Raw genomic sequence first — 24,952 nt, 5'->3', positions numbered from 1 at the left:
GCCTCGGGCGCGACACAGCGGAACCCGCCAGCGCGGCGCCTCTGACCTAGAGTCAAGGGCTGTGAGCGAGCCCGCCCTGAGCGCAACGCAGTCCACCTTGCGCGAGCTCAACCTGGCTCTCGTCGCCCGCGCAGCCTTCGCCCGCCCCGGCGAACTGACCCGCGCCGACATCGCCGCCACCACGGGCATGACCCGCTCGACGGCGTCCAGACTGGTCGACGAACTGCTGGAGTCCGGCGTCCTGGTCGAGAACGCTCCCGTCAAGCCCACCGGCCGGGGGCTCGGCGTCGGCTCGGCCTTCGTCTTCAGCGGCGAGGTGTTCTCCGGCCGCCACGGCTGGGCGGGCGAGCTCGGGCACGTCTGCGTCGACCCGTCCGGGGCGATCTGCGGCTGCGGGGCGCAGGGCTGCCTGGAGACCATCGCCGGACGCGGAGCCATCCTGGCCGCGGCCGGGCGCGACGACTGGGACGCCCTGGTGGCGGACGCCGCCGCTCCGGACGCCGCGCTCGGCGAGGTGCTCGGACGCGTCGGCCGCGCCCTCGGCATCGCCCTCGCCGGGACGCTCAACCTGCTGGACGTCTCGCACGTCACGCTGGGCGGCACCCTGGCCGACCTCGCGCCCGCGCTGATCCCGACGCTGGTCGACGAGCTCAACGCGCGCGTCCTGTCGGCGCCCTTCGACGCCATCACCGTCGAGACCGTCGCCACCGCCGAGACCGGCGCCGCCCTCGGAGCTGCCTACGCGGGCGCCCAGGTGATTCTGACCGACCCGGCTCGGTGGGCGTCCGGCTGAACTGCCTTTCCGTCGGGACGGGACCCGCGGCCAGCGGCGCCGGGCGCGTGGCCGAACCGGACGGACCTGGAGCTAGTGGCGCGTGATTGGTCCGCGACGTACCTAGGTGCGGCTCACGCGTGAAGTCCCCGGCGTCCCGATTCGGACGACACGGAGGCGGGCGTCCCGCTGAGTTGCGGCTCTTCCGCCGGGGACTCCTCCTGCCCGAGACTTGACGCTCGCCGGGGGCGTCCGAGAGGGACGCGTCGGCGTCCGAGCCCTGGAGGACCCATGCTGTCGGAACCCGTCGACCTGCTCGTCCGCAACGCGCGGCTGGTCGCCACGATGTCGGACGCCGGCGAGCTGGCCGACGGCTGGGTCGCCATCTCCGGCGGGCTGGTGGTGGGGACGGGGTCGTCAGCGGACGCCGCGCCGGCGGCGTCCGAGGTGGTGGACGCCTCGGGCTGCCTGGTGACGCCGGGCCTGATCAACACCCATCACCACCTCTACCAAAACCTGACGCGCGCCTACCCGCCCATGACGACGGCGCCGCTGTTCGGCTGGCTGCAGACGCTGTACCCGCTCTGGAGCCGGCTCGACGAGGAGGGCTCGTACGTGTCGGCGTGGGTCGGACTCGCCGAGCTGGCGCTGTCGGGGTGCACGACGTCGACCGATCACCTGTATCTGCACCCCCACAAGGGCGGGGATCTGTTGAGCGCGGAGATCGCGGCGGCGTCCGAGCTGGGGATGCGGTTCCACCCGACGCGCGGCTCCATGTCGCTGTCGGTCAAGGACGGCGGCCTGCCGCCCGACGACGTGGTGAGCGACGACGACTCGATCCTGGCGGCGTCCGAGGAGGCCGTTCGACGGCATCACGACCCGAGTTATGGGTCGATGGTTCAGATCGCACTGGCGCCGTGTTCGCCGTTCTCGGTGACGCGGGAGTTGATGGTCCGGTCGGCCGAGCTGGCAGAGAAGCTGGACGTCCGGCTGCACACGCACTTCGCCGAGAACGCAGAGGACGACGCGTTCTCGCTGCAGATGTTCGGCTGTCGGCCGTTCGACTACCTGAGCGACGTCGGCTGGGTGTCGGATCGAACGTGGGTGGCGCACTGCGTCCAACCGAACGCGGACGAGATCGTGAAGCTGGGCGCGGCGGGGGTCGGGGTGGCGCACTGCCCGTCCTCGAATCTCATCCTGGCTTCGGGCATCGCTCCCGTCGTGGACCTGGCGCGGGCCGGGGCGCGGGTGGGTCTCGGGGTCGACGGTTCGTCGTCGGCCGACTCGGCGTCGCTGTGGCTGGAGGCCCGGCAGGCGATGTTGCTGGCCAAGCTGCGCTCGGGGGCGTCCGCGGCGGACGCCCGCCTGGCGCTGCGGATGGCGACCGTGGGCGGGGCCGGTTGCCTCGGACGCGAGGGCGAGTTGGGCGTCCTGGCGCCGGGAGCAGTCGCCGACCTGGCCATCTGGGATCTCACCGGCGTCCAGTTCGCGGGGGCCATCGCCGATCCGATCGAGGCCTGGCTGCGCTGCGGGCCGACGTTCGCCCGCGACACGATCGTCGCCGGGCGCGCGGTGGTCCGGGACGGGCGCCTGGTCTCAGGGAAGCTCGACGAGATGCTCACCTGGCACGGCAAGGTCGCGGCCGCGATGCAGGCGCCGCTGAGCTGAAGGGCTTCGACAGGGCCTGTCCTGAGCTTGTCGACGGGCTCAGCCAACGGTTCCTGAGCTTGTCGAAGGATGATCCCTGAGCTTGTCGAAGGGCCCTCGGTGGTGGCCTAGACTGGTCGCACCAAACACCGTGGGAGCTCACCGAACCGTGGGCTGAGAGGACGCCGGGCGGGCGTCGACCGCAGAACCTGCCGGGTAATGCCGGCGAAGGGAGTGGAGATGTCCGACACCGTCGACCTGGCCCGCGCGCTCACCGAGCTGCGCGCCAAGACCCCGCTGGTGCAGTGCCTCACCAACATCGTCGTCGCCAACTGGACGGCCAACGTCCTGCTCGCGGCCGGCGCAGCACCGGCGATGGTCGACAACGCCGCCGAGGCGTCCATGTTCGCCGGCATCGCCGGCGGCGTCCTGATCAACACCGGGACGCCCTACGCCGAGACCGCCGAGGCGATGCGCGAGGCCGTCCGCGGCGCCGCCAAGAGCGGGACGCCGTGGGTGCTCGACCCCGTCGCCTTCGGACTCCCGTTCCGCAGCGAGATCGCCCGCGACGTGCTCGCCCTCGGGGGTCCGGCAATCATCCGCGGCAACGCGTCCGAGATCATGGGTCTCGCCGGCGTCGAGGCCTCCGGACGCGGCGTTGACGCGGGTGATCCGGTCGAGGCCGCCCTCGCCGCCGCCCGCGAGCTGGCCGGCAAGCACGGCTGCGTGGTCGCGGTCAGCGGCCCGGTCGACCACATCACCGATGGACGCCGCACCGTCACCGTGGCCAACGGCCACGACTGGATGACCAAGGTCACCGGCGTCGGCTGCTCGCTCGGCGCCCTCATGGCCGCCTTCGCCGCGGTCGCCGAGCCCCTGGACGCCGCCGTCGCCGCCACGGCCCTGCTGTGCGTCGCCGCCGATCGCGCGGCCGACGGCGCCCCCGCACCAGGCTCGTTCGCCGAGGCCCTCATCGATCACCTTTTCCTGCTGACGCCCGACGAGCTGGCGGCTTCCGCACGCCTCGGCCATGCCTAGGCCGCCGCTCGATCTGTCCGTCTACCTCGTCACCGACACCGCCCTGTGCGGCGGTCCCGACGGGGTCGTCACGACGGTTCGGGACGCCGTCGCCGCCGGCGTGACGGTGGTCCAGTTGCGTGATCCGGACGCCTCCGAGGCCGACTTCATCGCGCTGGGCCGGGCGCTGGCGTCCGAACTGGCCGGGACCGGCGTCCCGCTGATCGTCAACGACCGGGTGCACCTCGTCGACGTCATCGGCGCCCACGGGGCTCACGTGGGGCAAGGCGATCTGTCGATCGCGGAGGCGCGGCGCCTTCTCGGGCCCGACAAACTTCTTGGCCTGTCCGTGAGCTCGCCCGCGCAGGTCGCAGCGGCGTCCCGAATCCCATCCTCGATGACCGACACGCCGTGCGAAAGCGCTCCTGGGCCCATCGAGCATGGGGTTTTGGACTACCTGGGCGCCCAGTCCCTGCACGCGACCGGCACGAAGCCCGAGGCCGGCGAGGTGGGGCTCAACGTGATCGCCGCCTGCGCCGCCGCGAGCCCGTTGCCCGTGGTGGCGATCGGCGGGGTGAAGGCGTCCGACGCGGCTGACCTGCGCCGTGTCGGCATCGACGGCATGGCCGTCGTGAGCGCGATCTGCGGCCAGCCCGACGTGACTGCGGCCACCCGTGCCCTCGTTCAGGCATGGGCGAACGCCCAGCCCGGCGTTAACAGCACGGTCACACCCCCACCTAGGCATGTGAACGTGCTGTTAACCCGGCCAGAGGGGGCCGAGGAAGGGAGCTACACCGCTCCGCGACCCGTCCAGGAGGACCGATGAAGCCGGTCGTCGCCGTCGGTGCGGGACGAGGCGTCGAGTACGCAGCCACGCCCCGCAACATTTCCAGGAGGTGCCCATGACGAGCCGTCCACCCGTCGCCCTGACCATCGCGGGCAGCGACCCCTCCGGGGGCGCCGGCATCCAGGCCGACCTCAAGAGCTTCTCAGCGCTCGGCGCGTACGGCATGAGCGTGATCGTCGCGCTCACCGCGCAGTCGACCCAGGGCGTCACGGGCGTCCACGCCGTGCCCGCCGATTTCGTCAAACTGCAGCTCGATACGGTCGCGGACGACGTCCGCATCGATGCCGTCAAGGTCGGCATGCTCGGCACCGCCGAGCTGGCGGACGCCGTGGCGTCCGGCCTGGACGACCTGCGCCGCCGCTACCCCGGACTCCCCATCGTGGTCGACCCCGTCATGGTCTCGACGTCCGGCTCCCGGCTGCTGGCCGAGGACGCCGTCGCCGCCGTCAAACGCGTGCTGACCAGGGCCTCCCTGGCCACGCCGAACCTCCCGGAGGCCGCCGTCCTGCTCGGCGAGCCGCAGGCGTCCGACCTCGACGGCATGGTCGACCAGGCCCGCCGGATCAAAGACCTCGGACCCGAGCGCGTCCTGGTCAAGGGCGGCCACGGCCACCCGGTTGAGGCCACCGACGTCTTCGTGGACGCCGACGGCACCGTCACCATCCTGCGCGGCCGCCGCATCGACACGGCCAACACCCACGGCACCGGCTGCTCGTTGAGCTCGGCGATCGCGGCCCTGACTCCGCAGCGCGACTCCTGGCTGGACGCCGTCCGCGACGCCAAGGACTGGCTGACCGGCGCGCTCGAGCACGCCGACTCCCTCGACATCGGACGCGGCCCCGGACCCGTCCACCACTTCTACAGAACCTGGTGACATGACCACAGCCGCTACCAAGACCTTCGTCGAAGCCCCACTGACCCTGACGGACGCGCCCCCGCGCACCCTCGGCTTCTGGGCCCAGACCGCCATGTGGGCGTCCTTCGGCGTGACCCTGTTCGGCCCGCTGACCGGCGCGCTGGTCGCCCTGTCGGCCGGCTCCGTCGAGCTGGGCCTCCTCGCCGCGTTCGTCGGAGCGGTGATCGGCGCCCTCCTGCTCGGGGCGTCCGCCGCGATCGGCGCCCGACTCGGGACGCCGTCCATGGTCGGCCTGCGCGGCCTGCTCGGCTACCGCGGATCACTCGCCCCGACCGTCCTCAACATCGTCCAGAACGTCGGCTGGGCGATGATGGAGATCATCGTCATCTCATCGGCGGCGGCCGTGATCGCCGGCGAGCAGTGGCGCTGGCCGTTCGTGATCCTGGCCGGCGCGCTGACGACGCTGATGGCGATCTTCCCGCTCAACTCGGTGCGGATCCTGCGTCTGGTCATGCTGTGGCTCGTCATCATCGGCTCGGCGGTGCTGTTCTACATGGTGTTGCAGTCGCCGGCGCGGCCCCTGGACCAGTCGGGCGTCATCGGGTTCTGGCCCGCCGTCGACCTGGCCGCCGCTCAGGTGATCTCGTTCTGCCCGCTGGCGGCCGACTACTCGCGGCACTCGAAGACGACCAAGGCGGCCTTCTCGGGGGCGTCCGTGGGCTACGGCGTCGCGATCTTCTCGTACTACGCCCTCGGCGTCTTCGCGGTCGGTCACCTCGGCGGCGACCTGACCGGCACCAACTTGATCGCCGCCCTCATGGCCCTGCCGGCCGGCGTCATCGCGATCAGCCTGCTGCTCTTCGACGAGCTGGACGACGCCTTCGCCAACGTCTACTCGACCACCGTCTCGGTCCACAACCTGGCCCCGCGCGTCGACCGGCGCATCGTCTCGGTGGTCGTCGGCGTCGTCGCGACCCTGCTGGCCGGCTTCGTCGGCTTCGGGGCGTACGAGAGCTTCCTGTTAATGATCGGGTCGGTCTTCGTGCCCCTGTTCGCGGTGGCGGTCGCCGACTTCTTCGTCGTCCGCCGGGGAGCCTGGGACACCTCGGACGCCGCCCCCTTCCGCTGGACGCCCGCCGTCGCCTGGTTCATCGGCTTCGTCGCCTACCAGCTGATCTACCCGGGGACGGTCCCCGGCTGGTCGGACCTGTGGGCCGGCATCGCCGGTGGACTCGGCTTCGTCGCCCCGTCCTGGCTGGGCGCGACCCTGGGCAGCATCGTGATCGCGGGGGCGTCCGCGATCGCGCTGGGCAAGCTCAACGGACGCCGCCGCGCCTGAGGCGTCCTGCTGGGGGCTGACACTCAATTCACCGGACGCCCGGCGGTAGGAACCCGCCCCGAGCGCGACAGGCGCCGACGGCGTCCGTACGTTTCTGGATAGCGGCAGCACGGCCGCACCTAGGAAGCGAAAGGAAACGCCATGCGTTACGGAGCCGGAGTTCTTCTCATCCTCGTCGGGGCGATCCTCGCCTTCGCCGTCTCGGACATGGTCAAGGGTGTCGACACGCACCTCATCGGGTACATCTGCATGGGCGTCGGTGTGCTGGCGCTGATCCTGGGCTTCATCAGCCAGACCCAGGCCACGAACACCTCGCACAAGGAAGTCATCGAGCAGCAGTAACCCCCCACCGTCGAAGCGCTCCCGGACCACTCCGGGAGCGCTTTCGTTCGTTGTGGCTCAGCCCACGGCCAGCCCGGACGCGGCCAGAGCGCGCGGGAACAGGACGTTGTTCTCCTTGTGGATATGGGTGAAGAGGTCGAGTTCCAGCATGTGCAGGCGGTACATCAGCTGCCGGTAGGATGCGCAGCCGTCGTCCGGCACGGCGTAGCCGTCGGTGATCGTGCGCATGTGCTCGAGCAGCCCACCGGCCAGGTCATGCTCGACCATCATCTGCTTGATGGGCCCGTCGACGCCGCAGCCCGGCCCATCGGACGCCGTCCCGTCGGTCACCTTGATCGCCGGGAACAGGATCCGCTCCTCCTTCATCAGGTGCTGGGCGAGGTCGTTGGCCAGCGCGGCGTAGTCGGCGCGCAGGGCGGCCAGTTCGGGATGGTTCTCGCCGTGCGCCGCCAGCACCTTCTCGACGAGCGAGCCGAGCGGGCCGAGCTCCTCCCAGAGGTAGGCGTGGTGGGTGTCGAGGATGTGGTCGGCCAGCCCGGTCAGCCCGAGCGACTGCCACTCGGGCGCCGGCTCGGGATCGGGCAGGTCCACCGCGGCGGCGACGCGATCGGCGTCCAGGCCCTTCAGCTCGGACGCCTCGGCGATCGTCCGGTGGCCGTTGCAGCAGTAGTCGAGGCCGAGCTGTTCGAGGATGCGCGCGCGGCGCGGATCTTCGGTGACGAGGTCGCCGAGGGTGGTCGTGAGGTCGATCATGGCGTGCTCCTTGTTCTCAGGCGGCGGCCACGGGCGTGGCCTTGAGGGTCTCGATGAGGGCGGCGCGGGCGCTCGCCCAGGCGCCGTGCAGGGTGCAGGGCTGGTCCGGGTCGCAGGGCGTGGAGGCCACGACGCAGCGTCCGTCGTCGGTGGGTCCGTCGACGGCCTCGATCACGTCGAGGGCGCTCAGGTCGGCCGTGGTGGCGGCGTAGCCGCCGTTGGGTCCGGGCACGGACGCGACCCAGCCGAGCCGGACCAGCGGGGTCAGCACCTGCGCCAAGAACCCGCGCGTCGTGCCGAGTTCGCCGGCGAGATCGGACGCCTTCCGTCGCGTCCCGACCGGCTGCAGGGCGCCGAGCGCTCGAACGGCAAGGTCCGCGCTGCGCGTAATCTCTAGTCTCACACTAGAAGACTAATCGATGGGTTCCTCAGTCGACAAGACCACCCTCGCCGCGCCTCCGAATGGAGTACTTTTCTGCCACCAGACCACGAGGGGGAGAAGTAGATGGCCCGGACAGCGCTGACCCAGGCTGTAGCCCTGACAGGCATCGCCCTGCTGGCCGTGGGCTGCAGCGTCCCCGGCGGCACGGTCAAGACGACCTCGGCCGCAGCCCCCGCGCCGGCCACGGTGACCGTGGTGGCGCCGGCCAGTTCGTCGACCACCACCACGCCCGCCGTCGCGACCAGCTCCACGAGCCTGCCGGCGCCCGCCGCCGACCCCTCCGGGCCCAAGGTGATCAGCATCGCGCCGGGCGGCGAACGCGTCCTCACCAAGGCGGACGCCTTCTCGTCGGAGTACTGGGACGAGGGCAGCTACCAGCCGGTTGGTCAGCCCGCGCAGCAAGCCATGGCCTTCGACGCCCGCTGCAGGTCGAGCCGTTATCCAGTCGAGTTCAGATTCGGCCAGAGCACGGGAACCTTGACGTTCACGGTCGGGCAGGCCCTCTCGTCGCGCTCCTCGTCAGAGCGACTGGAGTTCGCCCTGATCGTCGACGGTCGCCAAGTGGAGAGCAAGATGGTGGCCTTCAAGGACGTCGAACATCTAAGCACGCCCCTGGCAGGCGTCGCGGCGGTGCAACTCGTCGTCACCCCCAATCCGTGCCGGGACGGGGCCACCGCACTCATCACCAAAGCCGTCATCGTCGGCTGACCGATGGCCACTGACTGGGGCAAGATCGGCGCCATCGGCAGCCTGATCGGCGGCCTCGCTGCCGCAGCGGCACTGATTCCGACGGTGCTCGTCCCCATGCTCAACACGCCGAACCAGGCCCAGCCGGCGGTGTCCACGAGCCCGGCCGCGCCAGCGGCGTCCAGCGGTCAGCCCGCACCGGCGGCGTCCGCTAGTCCAGCCCGTCCGGCGGTCGCCGGGGACTGCGTGTCCAGCACGGGCGCCTCTGCGTCCTGCGCAGAGCCTGGGAGCCTCCTCGTCACGAGCGCCAATCCGTGCACATCGGACGCCGCTCAGGCCGCGCTCACGATTGACACGCACCTGCGTCCGCTCAACGTCGAGGCCATCACCATCAAGACGATGTGCGCCCTTAGACCATCCGCCCTCGCAACAGCGGCCGGCGCGACGGCCGAGGACATTCGGCGCGCGGCAGCTGGTGAGGCCATCGCGTCCCTCGCTTCCTGTTACGCCACGACAGCCGGGCCGGAGGTGGCCTGCTCGCAGCCGCACGTCATCGAGTTCATCGGCCGCTGGACCGCGTGGGACGGGCACTCGCCCGCCAAGACCCTGTGCGACGACGCAGCGCGGCGCTACACCGGACGCACCTTCGACGAACCGTCCCAACCGCTGAAGCTCATCCTCCCGACCGGGTCGGGCCAGTATCGCTGCGCCGTGCAAGCGCCGAGTCCGCTGACGAAGTCCGTGTGGCGGATCGGCGGCAATCCGTTGTAGGGACCACAATCCGGGGGGATCCGGTCATGCGCGTGACCAACAAGGTGGACGTCTTCCACCGCTGGGTCCGGCCGGGCGATGTCATCGCCTTCGACACCTTGAAGTCGTTGTCGGGGCTGGTCCAATGGGCCGACAACGCCCCCGTCAACCACGTCGCGGTGATGATCGACGATCAGCACTGCGCGATGGCGAACAAGCCCACCAAGGGGACGCCGAGGACGTCCGCGATCACGACCCCGCCCCTGAAGACCCTCTTGGACGCCGAGAAGATCCGTGCAGCCCAAATCCTGCGTCCCCGTCGGCTCACGCCGGCCCGACTGGAGCGATTGCTCGAGGCCATCGCCGGCTTCGAAGCCGAGAAGACCGACTTTTCAGTCGGCCACATGTTCGCGCTGGCGCCGACGTCCGTCATCCGCGCCTACGCCGAGCTGGATGCACCCGACGATCACACGTCCGTTCTCCTGAAGCGGATGGTCAGGGCATTGCAGCGGGCGGCGCTCGCCGGCCTGAAGAACGTCAGAAACGACGCCCGCACCTTGACGTGCTCCGAGTTCGTCTATCGCTCCTTCTGCCGAGCGGGCATCAAGCTGGAGATTGTCGAGCCGCTGGCCGGTCTGCCGGCGGACCACCCCTGGGATGAGGACATCACCCGCTCGGACGAGAAGTACTGGCGCCGCGTCCGACGGCACAACGACCGGGCCGGGACTCCACCCGAGGAGGACTTCGGCGTCCAGCCCGAGACCGTCACCCCGGGCGATCTGTGGCGCTCCCCGACGCTCGACCCGGTCGGATACGTGGTCAAGACGCCGCCGCGCTGAACCGCGCCAGGCACCCCTGCAGCCCCAGCCGGGCAGCCGTTGTCCGATGCTCGGACGCCAGCGCCTCGGCCTCCGCGAGGCGTCCACTCGACCGCAGGACGCCGACCGCGTCCGCCGCGGACAGCACCTCCCAGGGCACCAGCGCAGCCGTGGCCGCCTGCCGCTGCGCCGCCGCCAGCAGAGCGACGGAACGGTCGGCGTCCCCCTGAAGAGCGGAGAGCAGCCCGAGGCATCGGTCGACGGGGCCGAAGGTCGCGGTGACCTGGCCGAACGTGGCGAACTGGCCCGAGTAGGGCCGCAGTTCGGCGTCCAGGCGGGGGGCGAGGTCAGCGAGTCCGGACGCCGCGGCGGCCTGGGCGGCGCAGGCCAGCGCGACCGGCTTGGCCTCGAGGGAGTCCTGAGGGAGGCGGTCGAGCGCCCGCCCGATCAGCGCGCCCGCCGCGGCGCGGTTGCCGGCCTGGGCCTCCGCGATTGCCACGATCGCGAGGGCCATCGCGTGCTCCGCGCCCTGCTGCGCGGACGCGTGCAGGTGCGGCAGCAGGGCGGCCGTCGATCCCCGCAGGAAGACCACCAGAAACTGGTTCAAGGCGGACGCCGCCGGCGCGTCCGGGATGCCCGCCTCGGCGCCCCGCAGCAGACCGCGCTCTCCCCAGCGGATCGCGGACGCGAGATCCCCGCGGTCGCGGGCCAACGACGCCTGCGTCAGCGCATGGTGCCACGACACCCGCGTGGCCGCGGAGTTGCCACCCGGCAGATCGAGGCGCATGAGCAGCTCGGGCACCTCGGCGTGCCGGCCCACCACGAACAGGTCGTAGAGGCGTCCGAGCAGTGAGATCGCTGCCCACCACTCGTCCCCGGTCTGCTGGGCCGCAGCGAGGAAGGCGTCCAGGGCCTGGGCGCGGGCGGCGAAGTCAGGATGTCCGCGCAGCACCGTGTGCCGCGCCCGGCAGGCCGACGCCAGCGCCACCGGATCACCGGTCGCCTCGGCGTCAGACCGAATCTCGTCGGCCAGCCTCTCGGTCTCGGCGAGCTGGGCCGTGCCGAGCATCCCGTCCATCATCAGGGCGCAGACGAGCCGAGTCCGCAGCGCGGTCGGTCCCGGTCCGACCCGGGCCAGCGCCTCGGTCAGCAGCGTCCGCAGGTCGCGGTTGACCACGTGGAAGGACCGCATCGCCCACTCCTGGGCCAGCACTGCGAGCGCGAACCTGCTGGCGTCCCCGGACGCGCGCGCCGCCTCGATCGCCGCCCGCCACACGGCCTCGACCTCGGCGGTGCGGCCGAGGAGGGTCAGCGTCCGGACGCGTCGCGTGAGCAGGTCGACGGCGACCGGGCTGGACGCGGGCAGCACGTCGAGCGCCGCCAGGCACAGGTCGTCCGCCGTCCTGGACGCCCCCTGTTCGAGGCAGGCGTCCACGGCTCGGACGGCCGCCCGACCGGCGCCGAGCGCGTCGCGTCCGGACTCGATCAGGTGCCACGCGCCGCGGACCAGCGCCGGGACGGTCCCGCGTTTGAGCAGCGCCTGCCCCGCCAGGGCGTGCAGCGCCGCCCGCTCGCCGTCGCTCAGGCTCTGCAGGACCGCGTTGCGACGTTCGCGCCGCGGGACCCGCCAGGCCCGCCCCTCGCCCGCCAGCTCGAGCAGGCCGGAGGCTGCCGCCCGGGAACCGAGGGCGGCCAGGTCCGATTCCTCGCGCCCCATCGCGGACGCCAGCACCGCCGGTCGCGCCGCGTCGTCCATGATCGCGGCCAGTTTCACCAGCCGTGCGGTCGCCTCGTCGAGGGCGGCGAGGCGTCCGGCCACGACCATGAGCAGCACGTCCGTGGACGCCGCCGCCGGACGCAGCGCCCGCGGGCGTCCGGCGTCGGTGAGCTTGGCGGGCCCGGGCTGGGGGCCGCGCAGCGTGAGCGAGGCGTCCTGGCGCAGGATCTGCACCTCCAGCTCGCGCGCCTCGCTGCTGGGGTCGAGTCCGAGCTCCTCGCTGAGTCGGTTGCGCAAGTCGCCGTAGGTCGCCAGGGCCTCGGCCTGGCGTCCGGACCGGTATTGGGCCAGCATCAGCAACCGACTGCGCCGTTCGCGTAGCGGCTGCGCCCGGACCAGCTTCACGAGCTCCGTGGACGCCTCGCCGTGGCGTCCGAGGGCGAGCAGCAACTCGGCCCGGGACTCCTCGAGGTCCAGGCGCAGCTCGTCGAGGCGTCCGGCCTCGGCTCGCAGTTCGTCGTCGTCCACGAAGCCCGCGAAGGCCCGGCCCTGGAACAGCGCCAGGGCGCGGTCGACCCGGGCGAGCGCCTCGGCCGGATCCGGGACGGCCTCCAGCCCGGCGGTCAGCGTCGCCAGCTCGGCAACGTCGGTCGACACCACGGCCGGGTCGAGCCGGTAGCCGCGGGCCGTGGTCGCAAGGCCCGTCGGCAGCGGCGCGAACGCTTGCCTGATCTTGGTGATGTGGACGCGCAGGGCCGATCCGGCGGTGGGCGGCGGCGAGCCCGTCCAGGCCCGTTCGATGAGTTGGTCGGCGCTGAGGGTGCGTCCGGGCTGAACCGCCAGCAGCGACAACAGCACGGCCGGCAGGCGTCCGCGCAGCGCCGTCGATCGGCCCTCGATCGTGGCCGACACGGGCCCCAACAGTTGCACTCGAATCACGCGCTGATCCCCCATCACCCGCGTGGCGCTCCGTTGCGCCCGAGGGCACGTTAGCGCTTTGCGCCGCCTTTGCGCAGGAGGGCCAGAGTCTTCCTCGGTCACTCGAAGGTCTACCCACTCCCACTTTCGAGGGCCGAGGCCACACGGCTCCGGGGCGGGGGGATCCCCGGGGGCGGGTGGCCTTTTCTACGCCTCCGTGCGAGCCCCCGGCCGAGCCAGGGCGTGCCGCAGCGCCGCCGTCAGCGTCGGCTGGCCGAACACGAACCCGGACGCCTCCAGCTTTGCGCTCGACACCCGCTGATCGGTGTCGATGAGCTGGTCGGCGCCCTCGCTGCCGAGGACGAGCTTCGGGCCGAAGTCCGGGGTCGGGAGCAAGGCCGGACGCCGCAGCGTTCGTCCGAGTTCGCGTGCGAACTCGCCGGCCGTGACCGGCTGGGGGGCGACCGCGTTGACCGGCCCGTCGAGGCCAGGCGTGAAGAGGGCGTGCGCGTAGGCGCGGGCCATGTCGTCGAGGCCGATCCAGCTGAGCCAAGCGTCAGCGGCGGTGAGGCGTCCGCCGGCGCCGATCAGGAACAGCGGCAGCTGCGGCAGCAGGGCGCCGCCCCCTCCGCTCAGGACGATGCCCGTCCGCAGAAAGGCCGCCCGGACGCCGGCGTCGACGGCCGGCTGCGCGGACGCCTCCCAGGCCTCGACGACCTCGGCGAGGAAGCCCGTGCCCGGCGCGGACGCCTCGGTGAGCAGGTCCCCCGGACGCCTCGCCCCGTAGACCCCGATGCCGGACGCCTGGACGAGCGTCCGGGGCATGCCACCGGACGCCAGCGCCCTCGCCAGCGTGGTGGTGCCGTCGACGCGGGAGCGAAGGATGGCTTCTTTGTGGGCCGGGGTGAACCGTCCGGCGATGGACGCCCCGGCCAGGTGCACGACGGCGTCCGCGCCCTCCAGCGCGGCGCGGTCGATGTGTCCGGACGCCGGATCCCAGGACGCCTCCCCCGGACCCGGCTTCTTCGACCTGACCAGGCGCGTTACCCGGTGCCCGCCGGTGGTGAGCAGTGCGCAGACCTGCGTCCCGATCAGCCCGGACGCCCCCGTCACGACCACGTGCGCGGGTGCGGCGCCGAGCCGGGAGTGCAGCGCCAGGTCGTCGCGCAGCTGGGCCTCACGGAAGGTGAACATGCCGGCGAGGCGTCCGGTGATGATGTCGATCGCGAAGCCGGGCAGCGGGATGGGCGGCTCCCAGGTGACGCGGTCGGTGATGGTCGTGCCGCCGCCGGGGGCGTCCGAAAACAGATGCTCGTGGCGCCACGACTTGAGCGGGCCGCGGACCTGCTCGTCGACGAACCGCTCCCCCGGCACCAGCTCGACGTGCCGGACCAGCCACGGCAGACCGACGCCCAGCAGGCCGTTGAGCACGGGGTCGGAGATCTTGAGTCGCAGCTCCGAGCCCACCTCGATGCCGTCGGTGGGGCCGGCCAGCAGGGTGGCCATGCCAGGCGGCGTCAGCCGGACGAACCCGCCCGGACGCGTGTGCCACGCGAAGACCTCCTCGCGCGGGTGGGGGTAGTGGCTGACGTGTTCGAAGACCGGCATGCGACCACTGTGCCCACCCGGACGCCGCCCCGCCAGACCGCGCGGGGTCCGATGGGCCAAACTTGGGTGTGCACCACCACCATCGCCACCACGAACGCACCGATGAAGGGACGCCGATGCCGCTCAGCCAGGACGAACTGAAGGCCCGGGTCGGGCGCGCGGCGATCGACTATGTGCGTCCGGGCACGGTCATCGGCGTCGGGACCGGGTCGACGGTCGCCCACTTCATCGCGGCCCTCGGCGCGATGCCGGAGCGGATCGCCGCAGCCGTGTCGAGTTCGGAGCGGTCGACGGCCGCCTTGCGCGCGCTGGGCATCGACGTGCTGGATGCCAACGACGTCGAGCACCTCGACGTCTACGTCGACGGCGCCGATGAGGTCGACCCGTCCGGCTACCTGATCAAGGGCGGCGGCGGCGCCTTGACGCGCGAGAAGATCGTCGCCGCGCTCGCCCAGCGCTTCGTGTGCATCGTGGACGCCTCGAAGGCCGTGCCGGTGCTGGGCGCGTTCCCGCTGCCGGTCGAGGTCGTGCCGATGGCGGAGGCGTCCGTGCGGCGGCGCTTCGCCGGCGGCGTGCTGGGCACATCGGGGGACGCCGTCCTGCGGCTCGCGTCCGATGGGACGCCGTACGTCACCGACAACGGCCAGCACATCCTGGACGTCCACGGTCTGCGGATCGCCGACCCGGTCGCGTTCGAGTCGGCCGTCAACGACATCCCCGGCGTGGTAACCGTCGGCGTCTTCGCTCATCAGAAGGCTGATGTGTGTTTGCTAGGGACGGCCGACGGCGTCCGGACGATCACGTACTGACACCAGCCGGCACTCGGTACGAATCCGTGACCCGGGTGGCCTTCCTTCCACGGTGGGGGTGGGTCAGGCTCAAGGAACCATCCACTACGGCGAACAGGAGAGACCCATGACGGACGAGAAGCTGGACGCGGGCGCGGATCACGGCGCAGACGAAGGTGCTGACCACGGCGCCGATCACGGCGCCGAGAAGTCCGCCGATCACGGCTCGGATCACGGTGCGGATCACGGCGCCGACGAGGTCATCGAGGTTCACGACTCCGGAGCCGACCGCGGCGCGGACGGCGTGGCGGGCGAGCTGAACTTCGGCTCCCACTAGCCCCAACCCCGTGGGGCGAACCACCCCCGCGCTGGGACGGCTCCTGGGCACGGCGCTGCCGGCCCTCCCCCCGGCCTGGGGACGAGACGCGTTGCTGGCGTCCCGCGACGATCGGGACGCCGGTGACGTCTTCGCCGACCTCCTTTCACCGGACGCCGTCGACGAGCTGATCGCTGACCGGGGCCTCAGGGCGCCGTTCGTGCGCCTGGCCAAGGGCGGCTCGACGCTGCCCGAGTCGGCGTTCACGGGCGGCGGGGGGGTCGGCGCCGGCGTCCGGGATCAGGTGAGCGACGACCTCGTCCGGCGCCAGTTCGCGGACGGCGCGACGATCGTCCTGCAGGGCCTGCACCGCACCTGGACGCCCATCAAGACCTTCAGCCAGGCGCTCGCCGCCGAGCTGGGGCATCCGGTGCAGGTCAACGCCTACGTCACGCCGGCCGGCAACCAGGGCTTCTCGGCGCACTATGACGTCCACGACGTGTTCGTCGTCCAGATCACCGGCACCAAGCATTGGGTCGTCCACGATCCCGTCTGGCCGTCGCCGCTGCGCAGCCAGCCGTGGGAACAGCACGCGGACGCCGTCGCGGCCGCGGCGTCCGGGCCGCCGTTGGTCGAGACTGACCTGACCCCCGGCGACGTGCTCTACCTGCCGCGCGGGTTCGTCCACGCGGCGCGGGCGCTGGGCGGGCTGACGATCCACCTGACGATCGGCGTCCACACCTGGACGCGCCACCACCTCGCCGAGGCCCTGCTGGACGCCGCCCGCGACGCGCTCGCAGCCGACTCCGACGCGCGGTCGTCGCTCCCGCTGGGCGTGGACGTGGCGTCCACCGCCGACCTCGACTCGGACGCCGAGGCGGTCCGGGCTGCGGTGCTCGCGGTGATCTCCGCGGTGCCTGTCGAGACGCTCACCGATCATCTGCTGCAGCAGGCGCGCGGCAGCCAGCGCCCGGCGTCCGTGCCGCCCATCGCCCAGCTGGCAAGGGCGGACGCCCTGGCCCCGAACGCGGTCTTACGCCTGCGCCCGCACCTCCTGGCGACGATCGAGGAGGCCTCCGAGGGGTTCGTCGTCCGCTCGCGGGCGGGCCGCTGCGCGCTGCCGGCGGGCGTCCGGGCCGCGGTCGATCGGCTGCTGGCCGGCGAGCAGGTGCCGGCGTCCGAGCTGGGTGACGCCGCCCGGGCGCTGCTCGTCGAGGGCGTGGCGGTGGTCGCGTGACCGAGGTCCGCTGCTCGGACGCCGCCCGCGCCCGCTGCGACGTGGCGCTCGGCACGGCGCCGCCGGCGATGCGCTGGCTGCTCGTCGAGCAGGACGGCGGCTGGCTGCCCGACACGCGGTCGTCCGTTCAGGCACCCGAGGCCGCGCTGGCGCTGCTGGACGCGGCCCTGGCGCAGGCGAAGGCCCGGCTGCAGTTGATCCGGCGTCCGGGGCGGGACGCCGACGCCGAGGAGGCGCCGTCCGGGCACCTGGGGCGCGGGGCGTCCTTCGAGCACGCGCTGGCCGCGGGCGCGCCCACCGAGGATCGCGACGACCGCCAGCGCCGCTGGTGCGTCATCGACGCCCGGCTCGGCGTCGAGGTGTGGGGCGTCCGGGACGCCGACGGCGGCTGGGGCGGAGCGCTCGAGGCGCTGGCCGACCCGCTCGCTGCGGGGGCGGTGCGGGCCGCGGGAGTCTTGTTGGTCTGCTGCCATGGCCGCCACGACGCGTGCTGCGCGCTGCGGGGGCGTCCGGTCGCGGGCGTCCTGGCGACGCAGTGGCCCGCCGAGACCTGGGAGACCTCGCATCTCGGAGGGGACCGGTTCGCGGCCAACCTCGCGGTGCTGCCGGACGGGGTCTTGTACGGCTACGTGTCGGCCGAGTCGGCGGTGAAGCTCGTTCGCGACCACCAGGCCGGACGCCCCGACGCGGCCCACGTCCGCGGGATCGTCGGGCGCGACCCCGACGAACAAGCGGCTCTGCTCGCGGCGGCTCCCCTGCTGGACGAGAAGCCCTGGGACCGACGCCTCACCACCGCTCGGGTCGCGCCTGGTCCGGCGTGGCGGGTGGTGGTCCGGATGGGCGAGCGTCGCGTCGAGGTCCGCGGGCACGATCGACTCACCGAGCCGGCCCGGCTCACCTGCGGCGCGTCGAACCCCAGGAGCGCCCTGGTCCCCGTCGTGGACGCCGCCCGTCTGGTGTAGGCGCCGTGGACGTCTCCCGACCTGACCGGTTGTCCACTCAGCAGCACGCACTGGCCGGTCTGGCGACGCCCCCGCTGCAGACCTCAATCCCGGCAGGCCGCCCACAGGTCCGCGAGCGCCGCGAGGGCGGCGTCCGGGGCCTCGAACGGGATCAGGTGACCGACGGCGTCCAGTTCGATCACCGAGACCCCCAAAGCGGACGCCATCATCGGCTGCGTGTCGGGACCCATCAGCGCATCCTCGGACCCGTGCACCACGACCGCCGGGACGCCGAGCCCGGCGAGGACGTCGGTGCGGTCCGGACGCGCGGCCATGGCCCGCTGCGCCCACGCGACACCTTCGGGCGTCGCGGCGATGAGGGCGTCGAGTTCGGCGTCCACGCCCGGACGCCCCGCCCGCGTGGACGCCCCGAGCAGCTTCTCCTTCAACGGCGCCAGGACCTCGTCCAGCGGCTTGCCGGACTCGACCGCCGCGGCCATCGACAGGCGCCCTGCGATGGCCTCGGGGGCGTCCGCGGTGGACTTCGTCCCGAACAGCCCGATCCCGGCGACGCGCGACGGCGCCAGCTCGGCCAGGCACATCGCCGCGTACCCGCCCATCGAGTTGCCGGCGACCACGAAGCGGCCGACGCCGCGGGCGTCCAACGCTTTGAGCAGCGCCCGGACGTACCCCTCCAGGCTCGGCGCGGCGTCCGGCTCGCCACCGAAACCGGGCGGGTCGACGGTGATGACGTCCCCGCCGAGGGCCGCGGCGACGCTCGCCCAGACGCGTCCGTTGCAGGGGAAGGGCGCCAGCAGCACGAGCGGCAGCGCGGACGGGTCAGCCTGGGTGTGAAGAGTGACGGAAGCCATGCCTCAGCCTCGCATCAGAGCCCCCGAAGCCCAAGCGCCCCGCCCTAGATTGGGGTGCGTGAGCAGCGACTCCCGTCCCGTGGTGGCCATCGTCACGAACCTCGAACGCGACCTCAATTACCCCTTCCCCGGCTACCCGCGCGCCATGCTGAACGAGGACTACCCCCGCTCCGTCGCGGCCGCCGGCGGCGTCCCGATCCTGCTGCCGCCCATGCGGGACGTCTCCTTGCTCAGTCGTCAGTTGGACGCCGCGGGCGCGCTCCTGCTCGCCGGCGGCCAGGACGTGGACCCCCTGCTGTACGACCAATCGCCCCTGGTCGGGACGCAGATGCCCAGCCCCGTCCGGGACGCCTACGAGTACGAGGCCCTGCGGTTGGCGTTCGAGCGGAACCTGCCGATCCTGGCGATCTGCCGCGGCGTCCAGCTCCTGAACGTCTTCCTGGGCGGCACTCTGCACCAGGACCTGGAGCGGGCCGGCACCAACCTGCGCCACGTCGGGACGGACGAGCCCGAGGCCGGGGCGCACCGGGTCGCGATCGCGGCCGACTCGACGCTGGCCGGCGTCCTCGGACGCACCGAGGCGACCGTCAACTCGTTCCACCACCAGGCCATCGACCGGGTCGCGGACGGCCTGCGCGTCGTCGCCACCGCCCCGGACGGCATCGTCGAGGCCGTCGAGTTCCCCGGACGGCCGCTGCTCGGCGTCCAGTGGCACCCCGAGATGATGAGCCGAACGTCAGCGGACGCCCAGGCGATCTTCCGGTGGTTCGTGGGACTCGCGTCCCGGCGTCCGGTCTCAGGACGTCAGGTCAGCGAGGACGGGTCGTCCGGCACGTCCACGGACGCCGCCATCAGGTAGCGCAGCGGCACGATCTCGAGCGCGGCGACGCTGGTTGCCGCCAGCACGACGGGGGCCGGGACGCCCGCCCGGTACGACTGCAGCCACCGCGCCGCGACGACGCACCAGCGGTCGCCGGGCACCAGGCCGGGAAAGCCCCACTGCGGCGCCGGGCTGATCAGGTCGTTGCCCAGGGCGCGCTGGTGGGCGAGGAACTCGGCGGTCATCACCGCGCACACGGTGTGGCTGCCCAGGTCCTCGGCGCAGGTCCGGCAGGTGCCGTCGCGGAAGAAACCCGTCACCGGGTCGCCGCCGCACAGCTGCAGGTCACCGCCCAGCACATTCTTCTCAGCCATGGCGAAACCCTAAGCCTTGGCGTCGGCGCGAACTAGGCCCAAAAGAGCGGGTCCGGATCGCTGGCCAGGAAGTCGAGGATCTCGCTCACGGCGTCCACCGCGGGAAGGTTGCGGTAGATCTGGAACGTGCCCTCGGCGTCCCGCCAGTGCAGCACCCACGAGCCCTCGCCGCGCGGCGAGCCGAAGTACCGCAGGCGCGCGATGGGAGTCTTGATGCCGTCGGCGTCCGCGATCAGGTCGATGTGGCGTCCGGTGATCTGCGGGACGACTGGGTGATGCTTCCACCCGTTTTCCGGGGTGCGTTCGCGGCACCACAGCTCGACGAGATCGATCTCTCGCCGCTGCATCGACACCGCGCACCCCGCTTCCTCAGGCGGCGAGCTTACCCAGGTTGAAGGTGGCGAGCTGGTTGACCGCGCGTCCGCCGTGGCCGTGTTGCGCGGTGAAGGCGGCGGTGCCGTCCGTGCCACAGAGCGACTTGATCGGCGAGGCGCCGCCCGGGTGGGCGCTGACCCAGGCCGTCAGGTCGTACACGTTGCCGTTGATCGCGGACCAGCAGCTGGACGCCGTGTTGTGCTTCTGGACGGCGGCCATGGTCAGAGCGTCCGTCGTCGAGTTCGCCGTCGGGGTCGTGGACGCCGCGGGCGAGCTCGAGCTGGACGCCGCAGGCGCGGCGCTCGCCGCGGGTGCCGGGGTGGCGGACGCGGTCGTGGCAGGGGTCGTCGCCGAGTCGTCGATGCGTCCGGCCCAGGCGGACACGGCACCGGAGTGGCCGACCAGGATGGTCAGCCCGACGACGCCGACGGCGAGCACCGCGGACAGCGCACCGGCCGTCTGCTGCGGCAACCCAGCGGGCTGCTGGGTCACCGACCGGCGGCTGGACAGCCGGCGCTGCAGGACCCACCAGACCAGGGCGACCACGGTCAGCACGGCGGCGATGAACGGCAGGATCGAGCCCCAGGTGGCGTGGGTCTGCGGGAGTCCCATCCGCTCGGCGAGCTTCTCTCCGGACTCCTTGGACGCGAACGCGGCGACGGTGCCGGCGGCGAGTCCGAGCAGGGCGAGGGTGGCCCAGCGGGCGCGCAGCCCGCGGATGAGCACGACCGCGATCTGCAGCAGGGCCGCCAGCGGAAGAATGACCACCGCAAAGTGCACCACCAGCGGGTGTACGGGTAGGCCGGCAACGACGTCGAAGAGGGAGTCCATACCGTCAGCGTAGGGACGGCCTGTCGCCATCGCCATTCGCCAATGGCCTTACGACCTGGCGAGATCGGGTCCTACTACCTCGGTGGCGTTACGGCATCCCGGCCATCCGGGCCAGTCCGGCGACCAGCGCGCCGACCAGGACCACCACGATGTACGGCGCCTTCAGCTTCAGCGCGATGATGGCGGCCACGAGGGCCGCGACGCGGGCGTCCAGTTCGAGACGTTGACCGGACGCGAACGCGTTCGTCACCACGAGCGACGTCAGCAGCCCGACTGTGATGGACGCGCTGGCCCGCCGCATCATCGGCGAGTCGACGAGCGAGTCCGGGGCGAGGTAGCCGGCGAGCTTGATCAGGAAGGAGATCAGGCACGCCCCGAGCACCCACAGCCAGGCGGTCATGCCGACCTCCGGTGCTGCCAGCTGGCCAGGGCGAACGCGACGCCGCCGGCCACAACGATCGGGATGCCGGGCGGCACCGCCGGCACCAGCAGCGCCGTCACCACGCCGCACAGCGCGGCGGTGGCCCAGGCGTCGGCGTCCTTCAGACGCGGCCAAAGCAGCCCGGCGAAGGCGGCGACGGCCGCGCCGTCGAGGCCGAACTGCTTGGCGTCCACCCCGGCGCCGACGAAGGCGCCGAGGGCGGTGAAGAGGTTCCAGGTGATGAAGACCCCGACGCCCGCGGTGAAGAACCCGCGACGCTGCTCGTCGACGCTGTCTTGGGCGGACGCCGTCGCCATCGACTCGTCGATGGTCAGGTGGGCGTACAGGACCTTGGCGAGTCCGCGCGGGTGGAGCATGCCGTCGAGCCCGACGCCGTAGACGCCGTTGCGCAGCCCGAGCAGCGAGGACGCCGCGAGAGCCGCCGGGAACGACCCGCCGCCGCCGACCACGCCCACGAACGCGAACTGCGAGCCGCCGGTGAACATCAGCGCCGAGAGCGCGATGGTCTGCGCGATCGACAACCCAGCGGCCACCGACAGCGCCCCGAACGAGATGCCGTAGACCCCGACCGCGAGGGCGATGGACACGCCCATGCGCACGGCGGGGGTCAGAGGCGGCATCGATGCAGGATAGGCGCATCAGCGACTTTGACCCAACCAGTCACGAACACCAGTAGCCCAGGCGGGAACCAACTACCGATTCCGACGAGCCTGCCACTGACCTGGATCACCACGGAGATCCCGTGGTATGAGCCATTTCGGCCACGCAAACCAATAAACGACTTGAACCAAGAGGAAGAATGCCAGCATCGAAGCCAGTCCGACTCCGCCTACAGCAAGACAAACCGAGGATATGGTCGGGACTACTTGCGCGATGGCAATCGCGACAGCAGCCAGAATCAAGGAAGAGAAACCATAACCCACCGCAAGGTGCTGGCGAACAAATGCCCGACCCTCCAGGTCATCGATACTCATGATCTCCGCTCCACGACGAAACAGGCCGCGGAAAGAAGAGGAGAAGAGGAATGATCCAGCGAACAGTATGCCGATAACCATCAGGGCCATAGGGCCGATTTCCATATCGCTTGACTCCACCATCTACACCACCCATATAGTCATAGTGAAGCGGCGAGGCGATTGGGGCGAAGCCCCACGATTTCAACACTTCGCCTCCACATGCTCCAAATCCGAGCCCCTTGCGCCGTCCCCGACTAACGCAACCTCCGACCCGCCCGCCGAGCCAAGAACTTCACCCCTCACGGCAGCCACCACCCACCTTCAGCGTCTGGCCCGCCCGAGTCAGCGAACTCGAACTCGGCCGACGACCCAACGACGAACTCGTCACCCGCTACCACGCCTGGCTCAACACCGCTTGACACCCAATTAGGAGAATCAGTCCCTCACAGGTCAGTGGATCGATTTCCTGAATCAAAAAAGAATCGGTCAAGGTATTCGTTGAGCGAGAGACTACTAGATCTCATGAGACTAAACACCTCGTGGCCGGATTTGGGGGCCCCCGTCAAGGAATACGCTTGGTAGGCACCCAAGTTAATTGCTCCGTTCACGCTCGCATAAGCTTCTGCCTCAACCCCGCCCCGGGTCACAGCGTCTTCAATCGATGAGCACCGCCACAGCGTTATCCTCTCTTCATACACGGGGCAATCATCTAAGTCGTCGAATTTAATGAATGCCCGGACTGCAAACCATGAACTTTTCGAGTGCGCACTCACTATCTTCCCGTCTATCGATCCGCTACAAAGCGGCTAATCCTGGTCGGGTTCACCTGGGCGTCCCACACCAACGGCGACCCCAACCGGGCCACCTTCGCACCCTGACCGTTCGAAATCTTCGCCTCAGCGCCGTCTTTGGCCCACTTGCCGCCCCCGGACACCTTCAGCCGGGCCGTCGCCGCCCGGGACTTGCCCGACCCCACCAGCAGCTTCTTCGCCGCCGCCGGCGTCTTCGCCACCCACGACCAACGGAACCCGCCAGCCGCCACATCCACCACCACATCCAAGCCCGGAGCCACATCGGTGTAAGTGGCCTTCGAACCCGACAACACCGGCTTGCCCAGCTTGACCCCAGGCGCCGGGTCCAGGCTGGCCTTCACCCCGGACGCCTCCGTCCGAGACAACATCTGACCTGCTTCGCTCAATGGGCCGTACCGGGGTGTGCTGGGACAACGCGGCTGCCGAATCGTTCTGGTCAACATTCAAGAACGAGTACTACCACCGGCACGTGTTCCCCACGATCGACGCCGCCCGCCGCGGCGCCTACACCTGGATCGACGCCTGGTACAACGCCCGCCGACGACACTCCGCCATCGGCTACCTCAGCCCACTACAGTACGAACACCAGCTGGCCGACCAGGCCACCCAGACGGTCCACCAGGCCGCCTGACCAAACAACCAGCTGTCCGGGATCAGGGGTCAACCTCAAACCAACTCAACGGAGGCTCATTCCAATAGGGCAGCTAAGGCACTCCGTGGAAAAAGGCTCCGAGCAATAGAAGCGGCACGATCCCTAATAGAATGCTGCACCCCAGAGCCGTACTCACCCTACAGATAGGCGCAAACCCGAGCTCACCTTCACATTTTGACCGCCCGCTCTCTCGCTTTGGTCCGGTACTTGGCTATCACGAGGGCTCAACAACGGACTTGTCGTCAGATACCCTCAAATACTGGCCACACTAGGTGCAGGTGAAATCTGTCGCCGGACGCTTTAGTCTCTCAGTTAGCGACGACTCACTATCATATGAGTAAGCTTGTCCCTCGATGGGTGGAACCGGAACCTCAATCCCGAACTTGTTCGGATCAAACACTACGAGGACGCTCTTGTAGCCTGCATCAATCTTCACGGGTGAGAGATTGACCGCGGCCACAGGCGTGGCCAGCACGATCCGTCCCAAATGCGTCGTGCCACCTGAGGCGGTTACGCCCTGGACTTCTATCGGTCCTCGAAACCCGCCTGGGCATCTTGAAACGAGTGTCAATTGAGCATTTTCGTATTTCACATAGACATCGTCAACAGGTGTGCATCCCGTCAGCAACCAGGGCGCTAAGAGGCAGAGAGTGAGGGCACGAATGCGGCGCCATCGCAGCTTGCCATGGCCTCTATCGGGTCGAGCAACCATAAACGTTGTACCCACGTAAATTCGCCTCCCTTTCGAACCTGTTATAACAGCCTTCTCTGCCGAAGCCCTGCAGAATTGGATAGCTTTCGTTCGCTTGCGCCGTCAAGTAGAGCGACATGAAATCGGGTCCATACATTTCCCATTGGCGATAATGAACGCCTTCATGGGCCATCAAATTGCGGAAGGCCAACGGTTGCAGACGCGGGTCACTTCTGCGGCTCTTCACAGACGAGGGTGTAGTCGGGGGCCCGGGTTGTGACCGGCGTGTCGGTGGCGGGACGGGGGTCGAGGTCTTCCGAGGATGGAGGTTC

28 protein-coding genes are annotated in these 24,952 nt (G+C 70.7%); 16 read left to right on the top strand and 12 right to left on the bottom strand.

All coding sequences use genetic code 11. From position 1 onward, the window contains the following. The first annotated feature begins 61 nt into the window (after positions 1 to 61). From FN821_RS14520 to FN821_RS11445, 7 genes are all read left to right on the top strand, one after another. The gene (locus FN821_RS14520; RefSeq protein WP_241660234.1) at positions 62 to 793 is read left to right on the top strand and encodes an ROK family protein; all 732 of its coding nucleotides are present in this window, start codon (positions 62 to 64) and stop codon (positions 791 to 793) included. Positions 794 to 1,063: 270 nt separating this feature from the next. Then, positions 1,064 to 2,440 (top strand): 8-oxoguanine deaminase, encoded by a 1,377-nt coding sequence (locus tag FN821_RS11470; RefSeq protein WP_131172746.1) that lies wholly within the window; start codon positions 1,064 to 1,066, stop codon positions 2,438 to 2,440. A 198-nt stretch (positions 2,441 to 2,638) separates the two neighbouring features. After that, a complete protein-coding gene (thiM, locus tag FN821_RS11465; protein WP_165489353.1) occupies positions 2,639 to 3,457 on the top strand; it encodes a hydroxyethylthiazole kinase in 819 nt (272 codons plus the stop codon). Further along, entirely contained in the window at positions 3,450 to 4,262 is an 813-nt protein-coding gene (gene thiE / locus FN821_RS11460) for a thiamine phosphate synthase (protein ID WP_131172744.1), read from the top strand. The genes thiM and thiE overlap by 8 nt, the downstream gene beginning before the upstream one ends. A 76-nt stretch (positions 4,263 to 4,338) precedes the next feature. Further along, entirely contained in the window at positions 4,339 to 5,157 is an 819-nt protein-coding gene (gene thiD, locus FN821_RS11455) for a bifunctional hydroxymethylpyrimidine kinase/phosphomethylpyrimidine kinase (protein ID WP_131172743.1), read from the top strand. A 1-nt stretch (position 5,158) separates the two neighbouring features. Further along, positions 5,159 to 6,478, top strand: a complete 1,320-nt coding sequence (locus tag FN821_RS11450) for a purine-cytosine permease family protein (protein ID WP_131172742.1) — start codon at positions 5,159 to 5,161, stop codon at positions 6,476 to 6,478. Between the two features lie 141 nt (positions 6,479 to 6,619). Next, complete coding sequence (locus tag FN821_RS11445) at positions 6,620 to 6,820, top strand: DUF6458 family protein (protein WP_131172741.1); 201 nt, start codon at positions 6,620 to 6,622, stop codon at positions 6,818 to 6,820. Between the two features lie 57 nt (positions 6,821 to 6,877). Here FN821_RS11445 and ric read toward each other — a convergent pair whose 3' ends face one another. Together ric and FN821_RS11435 are read right to left on the bottom strand one after the other, a co-directional pair. After that, positions 6,878 to 7,573 carry an iron-sulfur cluster repair di-iron protein gene (ric, locus tag FN821_RS11440; RefSeq protein WP_131172740.1) on the bottom strand — a complete coding sequence of 232 codons (696 nt, stop codon included), beginning with the start codon at positions 7,571 to 7,573 and terminating at the stop codon, positions 6,878 to 6,880. 16 nt (positions 7,574 to 7,589) lie between these two features. Then, entirely contained in the window at positions 7,590 to 7,976 is a 387-nt protein-coding gene (locus FN821_RS11435) for an RrF2 family transcriptional regulator (RefSeq protein WP_131172739.1), read from the bottom strand. Positions 7,977 to 8,078: 102 nt separating this feature from the next. On the opposite strand from FN821_RS11435, the gene FN821_RS11430 reads away from it, so the two are divergent. From FN821_RS11430 to FN821_RS11420, 3 genes are read left to right on the top strand one after another with little or no spacing between them, the layout of a single operon-like run. Continuing rightward, positions 8,079 to 8,723 (top strand): hypothetical protein, encoded by a 645-nt coding sequence (locus FN821_RS11430; protein ID WP_131172738.1) that lies wholly within the window; start codon positions 8,079 to 8,081, stop codon positions 8,721 to 8,723. A gap of 3 nt (positions 8,724 to 8,726) precedes the next feature. Continuing rightward, on the top strand, positions 8,727 to 9,473 hold the full coding sequence (locus FN821_RS11425) for a hypothetical protein (RefSeq protein WP_131172737.1): 747 nt from the start codon (positions 8,727 to 8,729) through the stop codon (positions 9,471 to 9,473). Positions 9,474 to 9,499: 26 nt separating this feature from the next. Then, a complete protein-coding gene (locus FN821_RS11420; RefSeq protein ID WP_165489352.1) occupies positions 9,500 to 10,291 on the top strand; it encodes a C40 family peptidase in 792 nt (263 codons plus the stop codon). On the opposite strand, the gene FN821_RS11415 is transcribed toward FN821_RS11420, so the two are convergent. Both FN821_RS11415 and FN821_RS11410 read right to left on the bottom strand, forming a co-directional pair. After that, a complete protein-coding gene (locus tag FN821_RS11415) occupies positions 10,272 to 12,926 on the bottom strand; it encodes an ATP-binding protein (protein WP_165489351.1) in 2,655 nt (884 codons plus the stop codon). The genes FN821_RS11420 and FN821_RS11415 overlap by 20 nt on opposite strands. A gap of 186 nt (positions 12,927 to 13,112) precedes the next feature. Next, positions 13,113 to 14,513 carry a TIGR01777 family oxidoreductase gene (locus FN821_RS11410; protein WP_131172734.1) on the bottom strand — a complete coding sequence of 467 codons (1,401 nt, stop codon included), beginning with the start codon at positions 14,511 to 14,513 and terminating at the stop codon, positions 13,113 to 13,115. A gap of 116 nt (positions 14,514 to 14,629) precedes the next feature. On the opposite strand from FN821_RS11410, the gene rpiA reads away from it, so the two are divergent. From rpiA to FN821_RS11390, 4 genes are all read left to right on the top strand, one after another. Continuing rightward, entirely contained in the window at positions 14,630 to 15,322 is a 693-nt protein-coding gene (gene rpiA / locus FN821_RS11405) for a ribose-5-phosphate isomerase RpiA (RefSeq protein ID WP_131172733.1), read from the top strand. Between the two features lie 106 nt (positions 15,323 to 15,428). Continuing rightward, positions 15,429 to 15,638: a hypothetical protein gene (locus tag FN821_RS11400; protein WP_131172732.1), complete on the top strand. Its 210-nt coding sequence runs from the start codon at positions 15,429 to 15,431 to the stop codon at positions 15,636 to 15,638. A 10-nt stretch (positions 15,639 to 15,648) separates the two neighbouring features. Further along, on the top strand, positions 15,649 to 16,854 hold the full coding sequence (locus tag FN821_RS11395) for a cupin domain-containing protein (RefSeq protein ID WP_131172731.1): 1,206 nt from the start codon (positions 15,649 to 15,651) through the stop codon (positions 16,852 to 16,854). Then, a complete protein-coding gene (locus FN821_RS11390) occupies positions 16,851 to 17,816 on the top strand; it encodes a sucrase ferredoxin (protein WP_131172730.1) in 966 nt (321 codons plus the stop codon). Before FN821_RS11395 ends, FN821_RS11390 begins: the two co-directional genes overlap by 4 nt. A gap of 83 nt (positions 17,817 to 17,899) precedes the next feature. Here FN821_RS11390 and FN821_RS11385 read toward each other — a convergent pair whose 3' ends face one another. Continuing rightward, on the bottom strand, positions 17,900 to 18,667 hold the full coding sequence (locus tag FN821_RS11385) for an alpha/beta fold hydrolase (protein ID WP_131172729.1): 768 nt from the start codon (positions 18,665 to 18,667) through the stop codon (positions 17,900 to 17,902). A gap of 58 nt (positions 18,668 to 18,725) precedes the next feature. On the opposite strand from FN821_RS11385, the gene FN821_RS11380 reads away from it, so the two are divergent. Next, a complete protein-coding gene (locus FN821_RS11380) occupies positions 18,726 to 19,526 on the top strand; it encodes a gamma-glutamyl-gamma-aminobutyrate hydrolase family protein (RefSeq protein WP_165489350.1) in 801 nt (266 codons plus the stop codon). Here the strand turns inward: FN821_RS11380 and FN821_RS11375 are convergent. From FN821_RS11375 to FN821_RS11345, 7 genes are all read right to left on the bottom strand, one after another. Next, on the bottom strand, positions 19,472 to 19,861 hold the full coding sequence (locus tag FN821_RS11375; protein WP_131172727.1) for a DUF2237 family protein: 390 nt from the start codon (positions 19,859 to 19,861) through the stop codon (positions 19,472 to 19,474). The genes FN821_RS11380 and FN821_RS11375 overlap by 55 nt on opposite strands. 32 nt (positions 19,862 to 19,893) lie before the next feature. Next, complete coding sequence (locus FN821_RS11370) at positions 19,894 to 20,208, bottom strand: DUF3024 domain-containing protein (protein WP_241660236.1); 315 nt, start codon at positions 20,206 to 20,208, stop codon at positions 19,894 to 19,896. 22 nt (positions 20,209 to 20,230) lie between these two features. Further along, a complete protein-coding gene (locus tag FN821_RS11365; RefSeq protein ID WP_131172725.1) occupies positions 20,231 to 21,067 on the bottom strand; it encodes a cytochrome b5-like heme/steroid binding domain-containing protein in 837 nt (278 codons plus the stop codon). A gap of 88 nt (positions 21,068 to 21,155) precedes the next feature. Then, a complete protein-coding gene (locus FN821_RS11360) occupies positions 21,156 to 21,467 on the bottom strand; it encodes an AzlD domain-containing protein (RefSeq protein ID WP_131172724.1) in 312 nt (103 codons plus the stop codon). Then, on the bottom strand, positions 21,464 to 22,129 hold the full coding sequence (locus tag FN821_RS11355) for an AzlC family ABC transporter permease (protein WP_131172723.1): 666 nt from the start codon (positions 22,127 to 22,129) through the stop codon (positions 21,464 to 21,466). The genes FN821_RS11360 and FN821_RS11355 overlap by 4 nt, the downstream gene beginning before the upstream one ends. 72 nt (positions 22,130 to 22,201) lie before the next feature. After that, the gene (locus FN821_RS11350) at positions 22,202 to 22,606 is read right to left on the bottom strand and encodes a hypothetical protein (protein WP_131172722.1); all 405 of its coding nucleotides are present in this window, start codon (positions 22,604 to 22,606) and stop codon (positions 22,202 to 22,204) included. 643 nt (positions 22,607 to 23,249) lie between these two features. Next, entirely contained in the window at positions 23,250 to 23,645 is a 396-nt protein-coding gene (locus tag FN821_RS11345) for a hypothetical protein (RefSeq protein WP_131172721.1), read from the bottom strand. Between the two features lie 17 nt (positions 23,646 to 23,662). Here FN821_RS11345 and FN821_RS11340 point away from each other — a divergent pair, with 17 nt between their 5' ends. Continuing rightward, positions 23,663 to 23,908 carry an integrase core domain-containing protein gene (locus tag FN821_RS11340; protein WP_131172720.1) on the top strand — a complete coding sequence of 82 codons (246 nt, stop codon included), beginning with the start codon at positions 23,663 to 23,665 and terminating at the stop codon, positions 23,906 to 23,908. Positions 23,909 to 24,952 lie beyond the last annotated feature (1,044 nt).

This window comes from Propioniciclava tarda (assembly GCF_900182665.1).
Taxonomy (GTDB): domain Bacteria; phylum Actinomycetota; class Actinomycetes; order Propionibacteriales; family Propionibacteriaceae; genus Propioniciclava; species Propioniciclava tarda.
Note: the sequence above shows the minus strand (reverse complement) of the source record. Positions and strands in the feature narration are given on the sequence as shown.

What these genes read in the sequence shown, in the direction of transcription:
- FN821_RS11345 (WP_131172721.1), bottom strand. Translation starts at nt 23,645, where the DNA reads ATGTTGTCTCGGACGGAGGCGTCCGGGGTGAAGGCCAGCCTGGACCCG.
- FN821_RS11350 (WP_131172722.1), bottom strand. Translation starts at nt 22,606, where the DNA reads ATGGTGGAGTCAAGCGATATGGAAATCGGCCCTATGGCCCTGATGGTT.
- thiD (WP_131172743.1), top strand. Translation starts at nt 4,339, where the DNA reads ATGACGAGCCGTCCACCCGTCGCCCTGACCATCGCGGGCAGCGACCCC.
- FN821_RS11385 (WP_131172729.1), bottom strand. Translation starts at nt 18,667, where the DNA reads ATGGCTTCCGTCACTCTTCACACCCAGGCTGACCCGTCCGCGCTGCCG.
- FN821_RS11360 (WP_131172724.1), bottom strand. Translation starts at nt 21,467, where the DNA reads ATGACCGCCTGGCTGTGGGTGCTCGGGGCGTGCCTGATCTCCTTCCTG.
- FN821_RS11470 (WP_131172746.1), top strand. Translation starts at nt 1,064, where the DNA reads ATGCTGTCGGAACCCGTCGACCTGCTCGTCCGCAACGCGCGGCTGGTC.
- FN821_RS11420 (WP_165489352.1), top strand. Translation starts at nt 9,500, where the DNA reads ATGCGCGTGACCAACAAGGTGGACGTCTTCCACCGCTGGGTCCGGCCG.
- thiM (WP_165489353.1), top strand. Translation starts at nt 2,639, where the DNA reads ATGCCGGCGAAGGGAGTGGAGATGTCCGACACCGTCGACCTGGCCCGC.
- FN821_RS11450 (WP_131172742.1), top strand. Translation starts at nt 5,159, where the DNA reads ATGACCACAGCCGCTACCAAGACCTTCGTCGAAGCCCCACTGACCCTG.
- thiE (WP_131172744.1), top strand. Translation starts at nt 3,450, where the DNA reads ATGCCTAGGCCGCCGCTCGATCTGTCCGTCTACCTCGTCACCGACACC.
- FN821_RS11340 (WP_131172720.1), top strand. Translation starts at nt 23,663, where the DNA reads ATGGGCCGTACCGGGGTGTGCTGGGACAACGCGGCTGCCGAATCGTTC.
- FN821_RS11375 (WP_131172727.1), bottom strand. Translation starts at nt 19,861, where the DNA reads ATGGCTGAGAAGAATGTGCTGGGCGGTGACCTGCAGCTGTGCGGCGGC.
- FN821_RS11425 (WP_131172737.1), top strand. Translation starts at nt 8,727, where the DNA reads ATGGCCACTGACTGGGGCAAGATCGGCGCCATCGGCAGCCTGATCGGC.
- FN821_RS11410 (WP_131172734.1), bottom strand. Translation starts at nt 14,513, where the DNA reads ATGCCGGTCTTCGAACACGTCAGCCACTACCCCCACCCGCGCGAGGAG.
- FN821_RS11370 (WP_241660236.1), bottom strand. Translation starts at nt 20,208, where the DNA reads ATGCAGCGGCGAGAGATCGATCTCGTCGAGCTGTGGTGCCGCGAACGC.
- FN821_RS11430 (WP_131172738.1), top strand. Translation starts at nt 8,079, where the DNA reads ATGGCCCGGACAGCGCTGACCCAGGCTGTAGCCCTGACAGGCATCGCC.
- FN821_RS11400 (WP_131172732.1), top strand. Translation starts at nt 15,429, where the DNA reads ATGACGGACGAGAAGCTGGACGCGGGCGCGGATCACGGCGCAGACGAA.
- FN821_RS11445 (WP_131172741.1), top strand. Translation starts at nt 6,620, where the DNA reads ATGCGTTACGGAGCCGGAGTTCTTCTCATCCTCGTCGGGGCGATCCTC.
- FN821_RS11365 (WP_131172725.1), bottom strand. Translation starts at nt 21,067, where the DNA reads ATGGACTCCCTCTTCGACGTCGTTGCCGGCCTACCCGTACACCCGCTG.
- ric (WP_131172740.1), bottom strand. Translation starts at nt 7,573, where the DNA reads ATGATCGACCTCACGACCACCCTCGGCGACCTCGTCACCGAAGATCCG.
- FN821_RS11355 (WP_131172723.1), bottom strand. Translation starts at nt 22,129, where the DNA reads ATGCCGCCTCTGACCCCCGCCGTGCGCATGGGCGTGTCCATCGCCCTC.
- rpiA (WP_131172733.1), top strand. Translation starts at nt 14,630, where the DNA reads ATGCCGCTCAGCCAGGACGAACTGAAGGCCCGGGTCGGGCGCGCGGCG.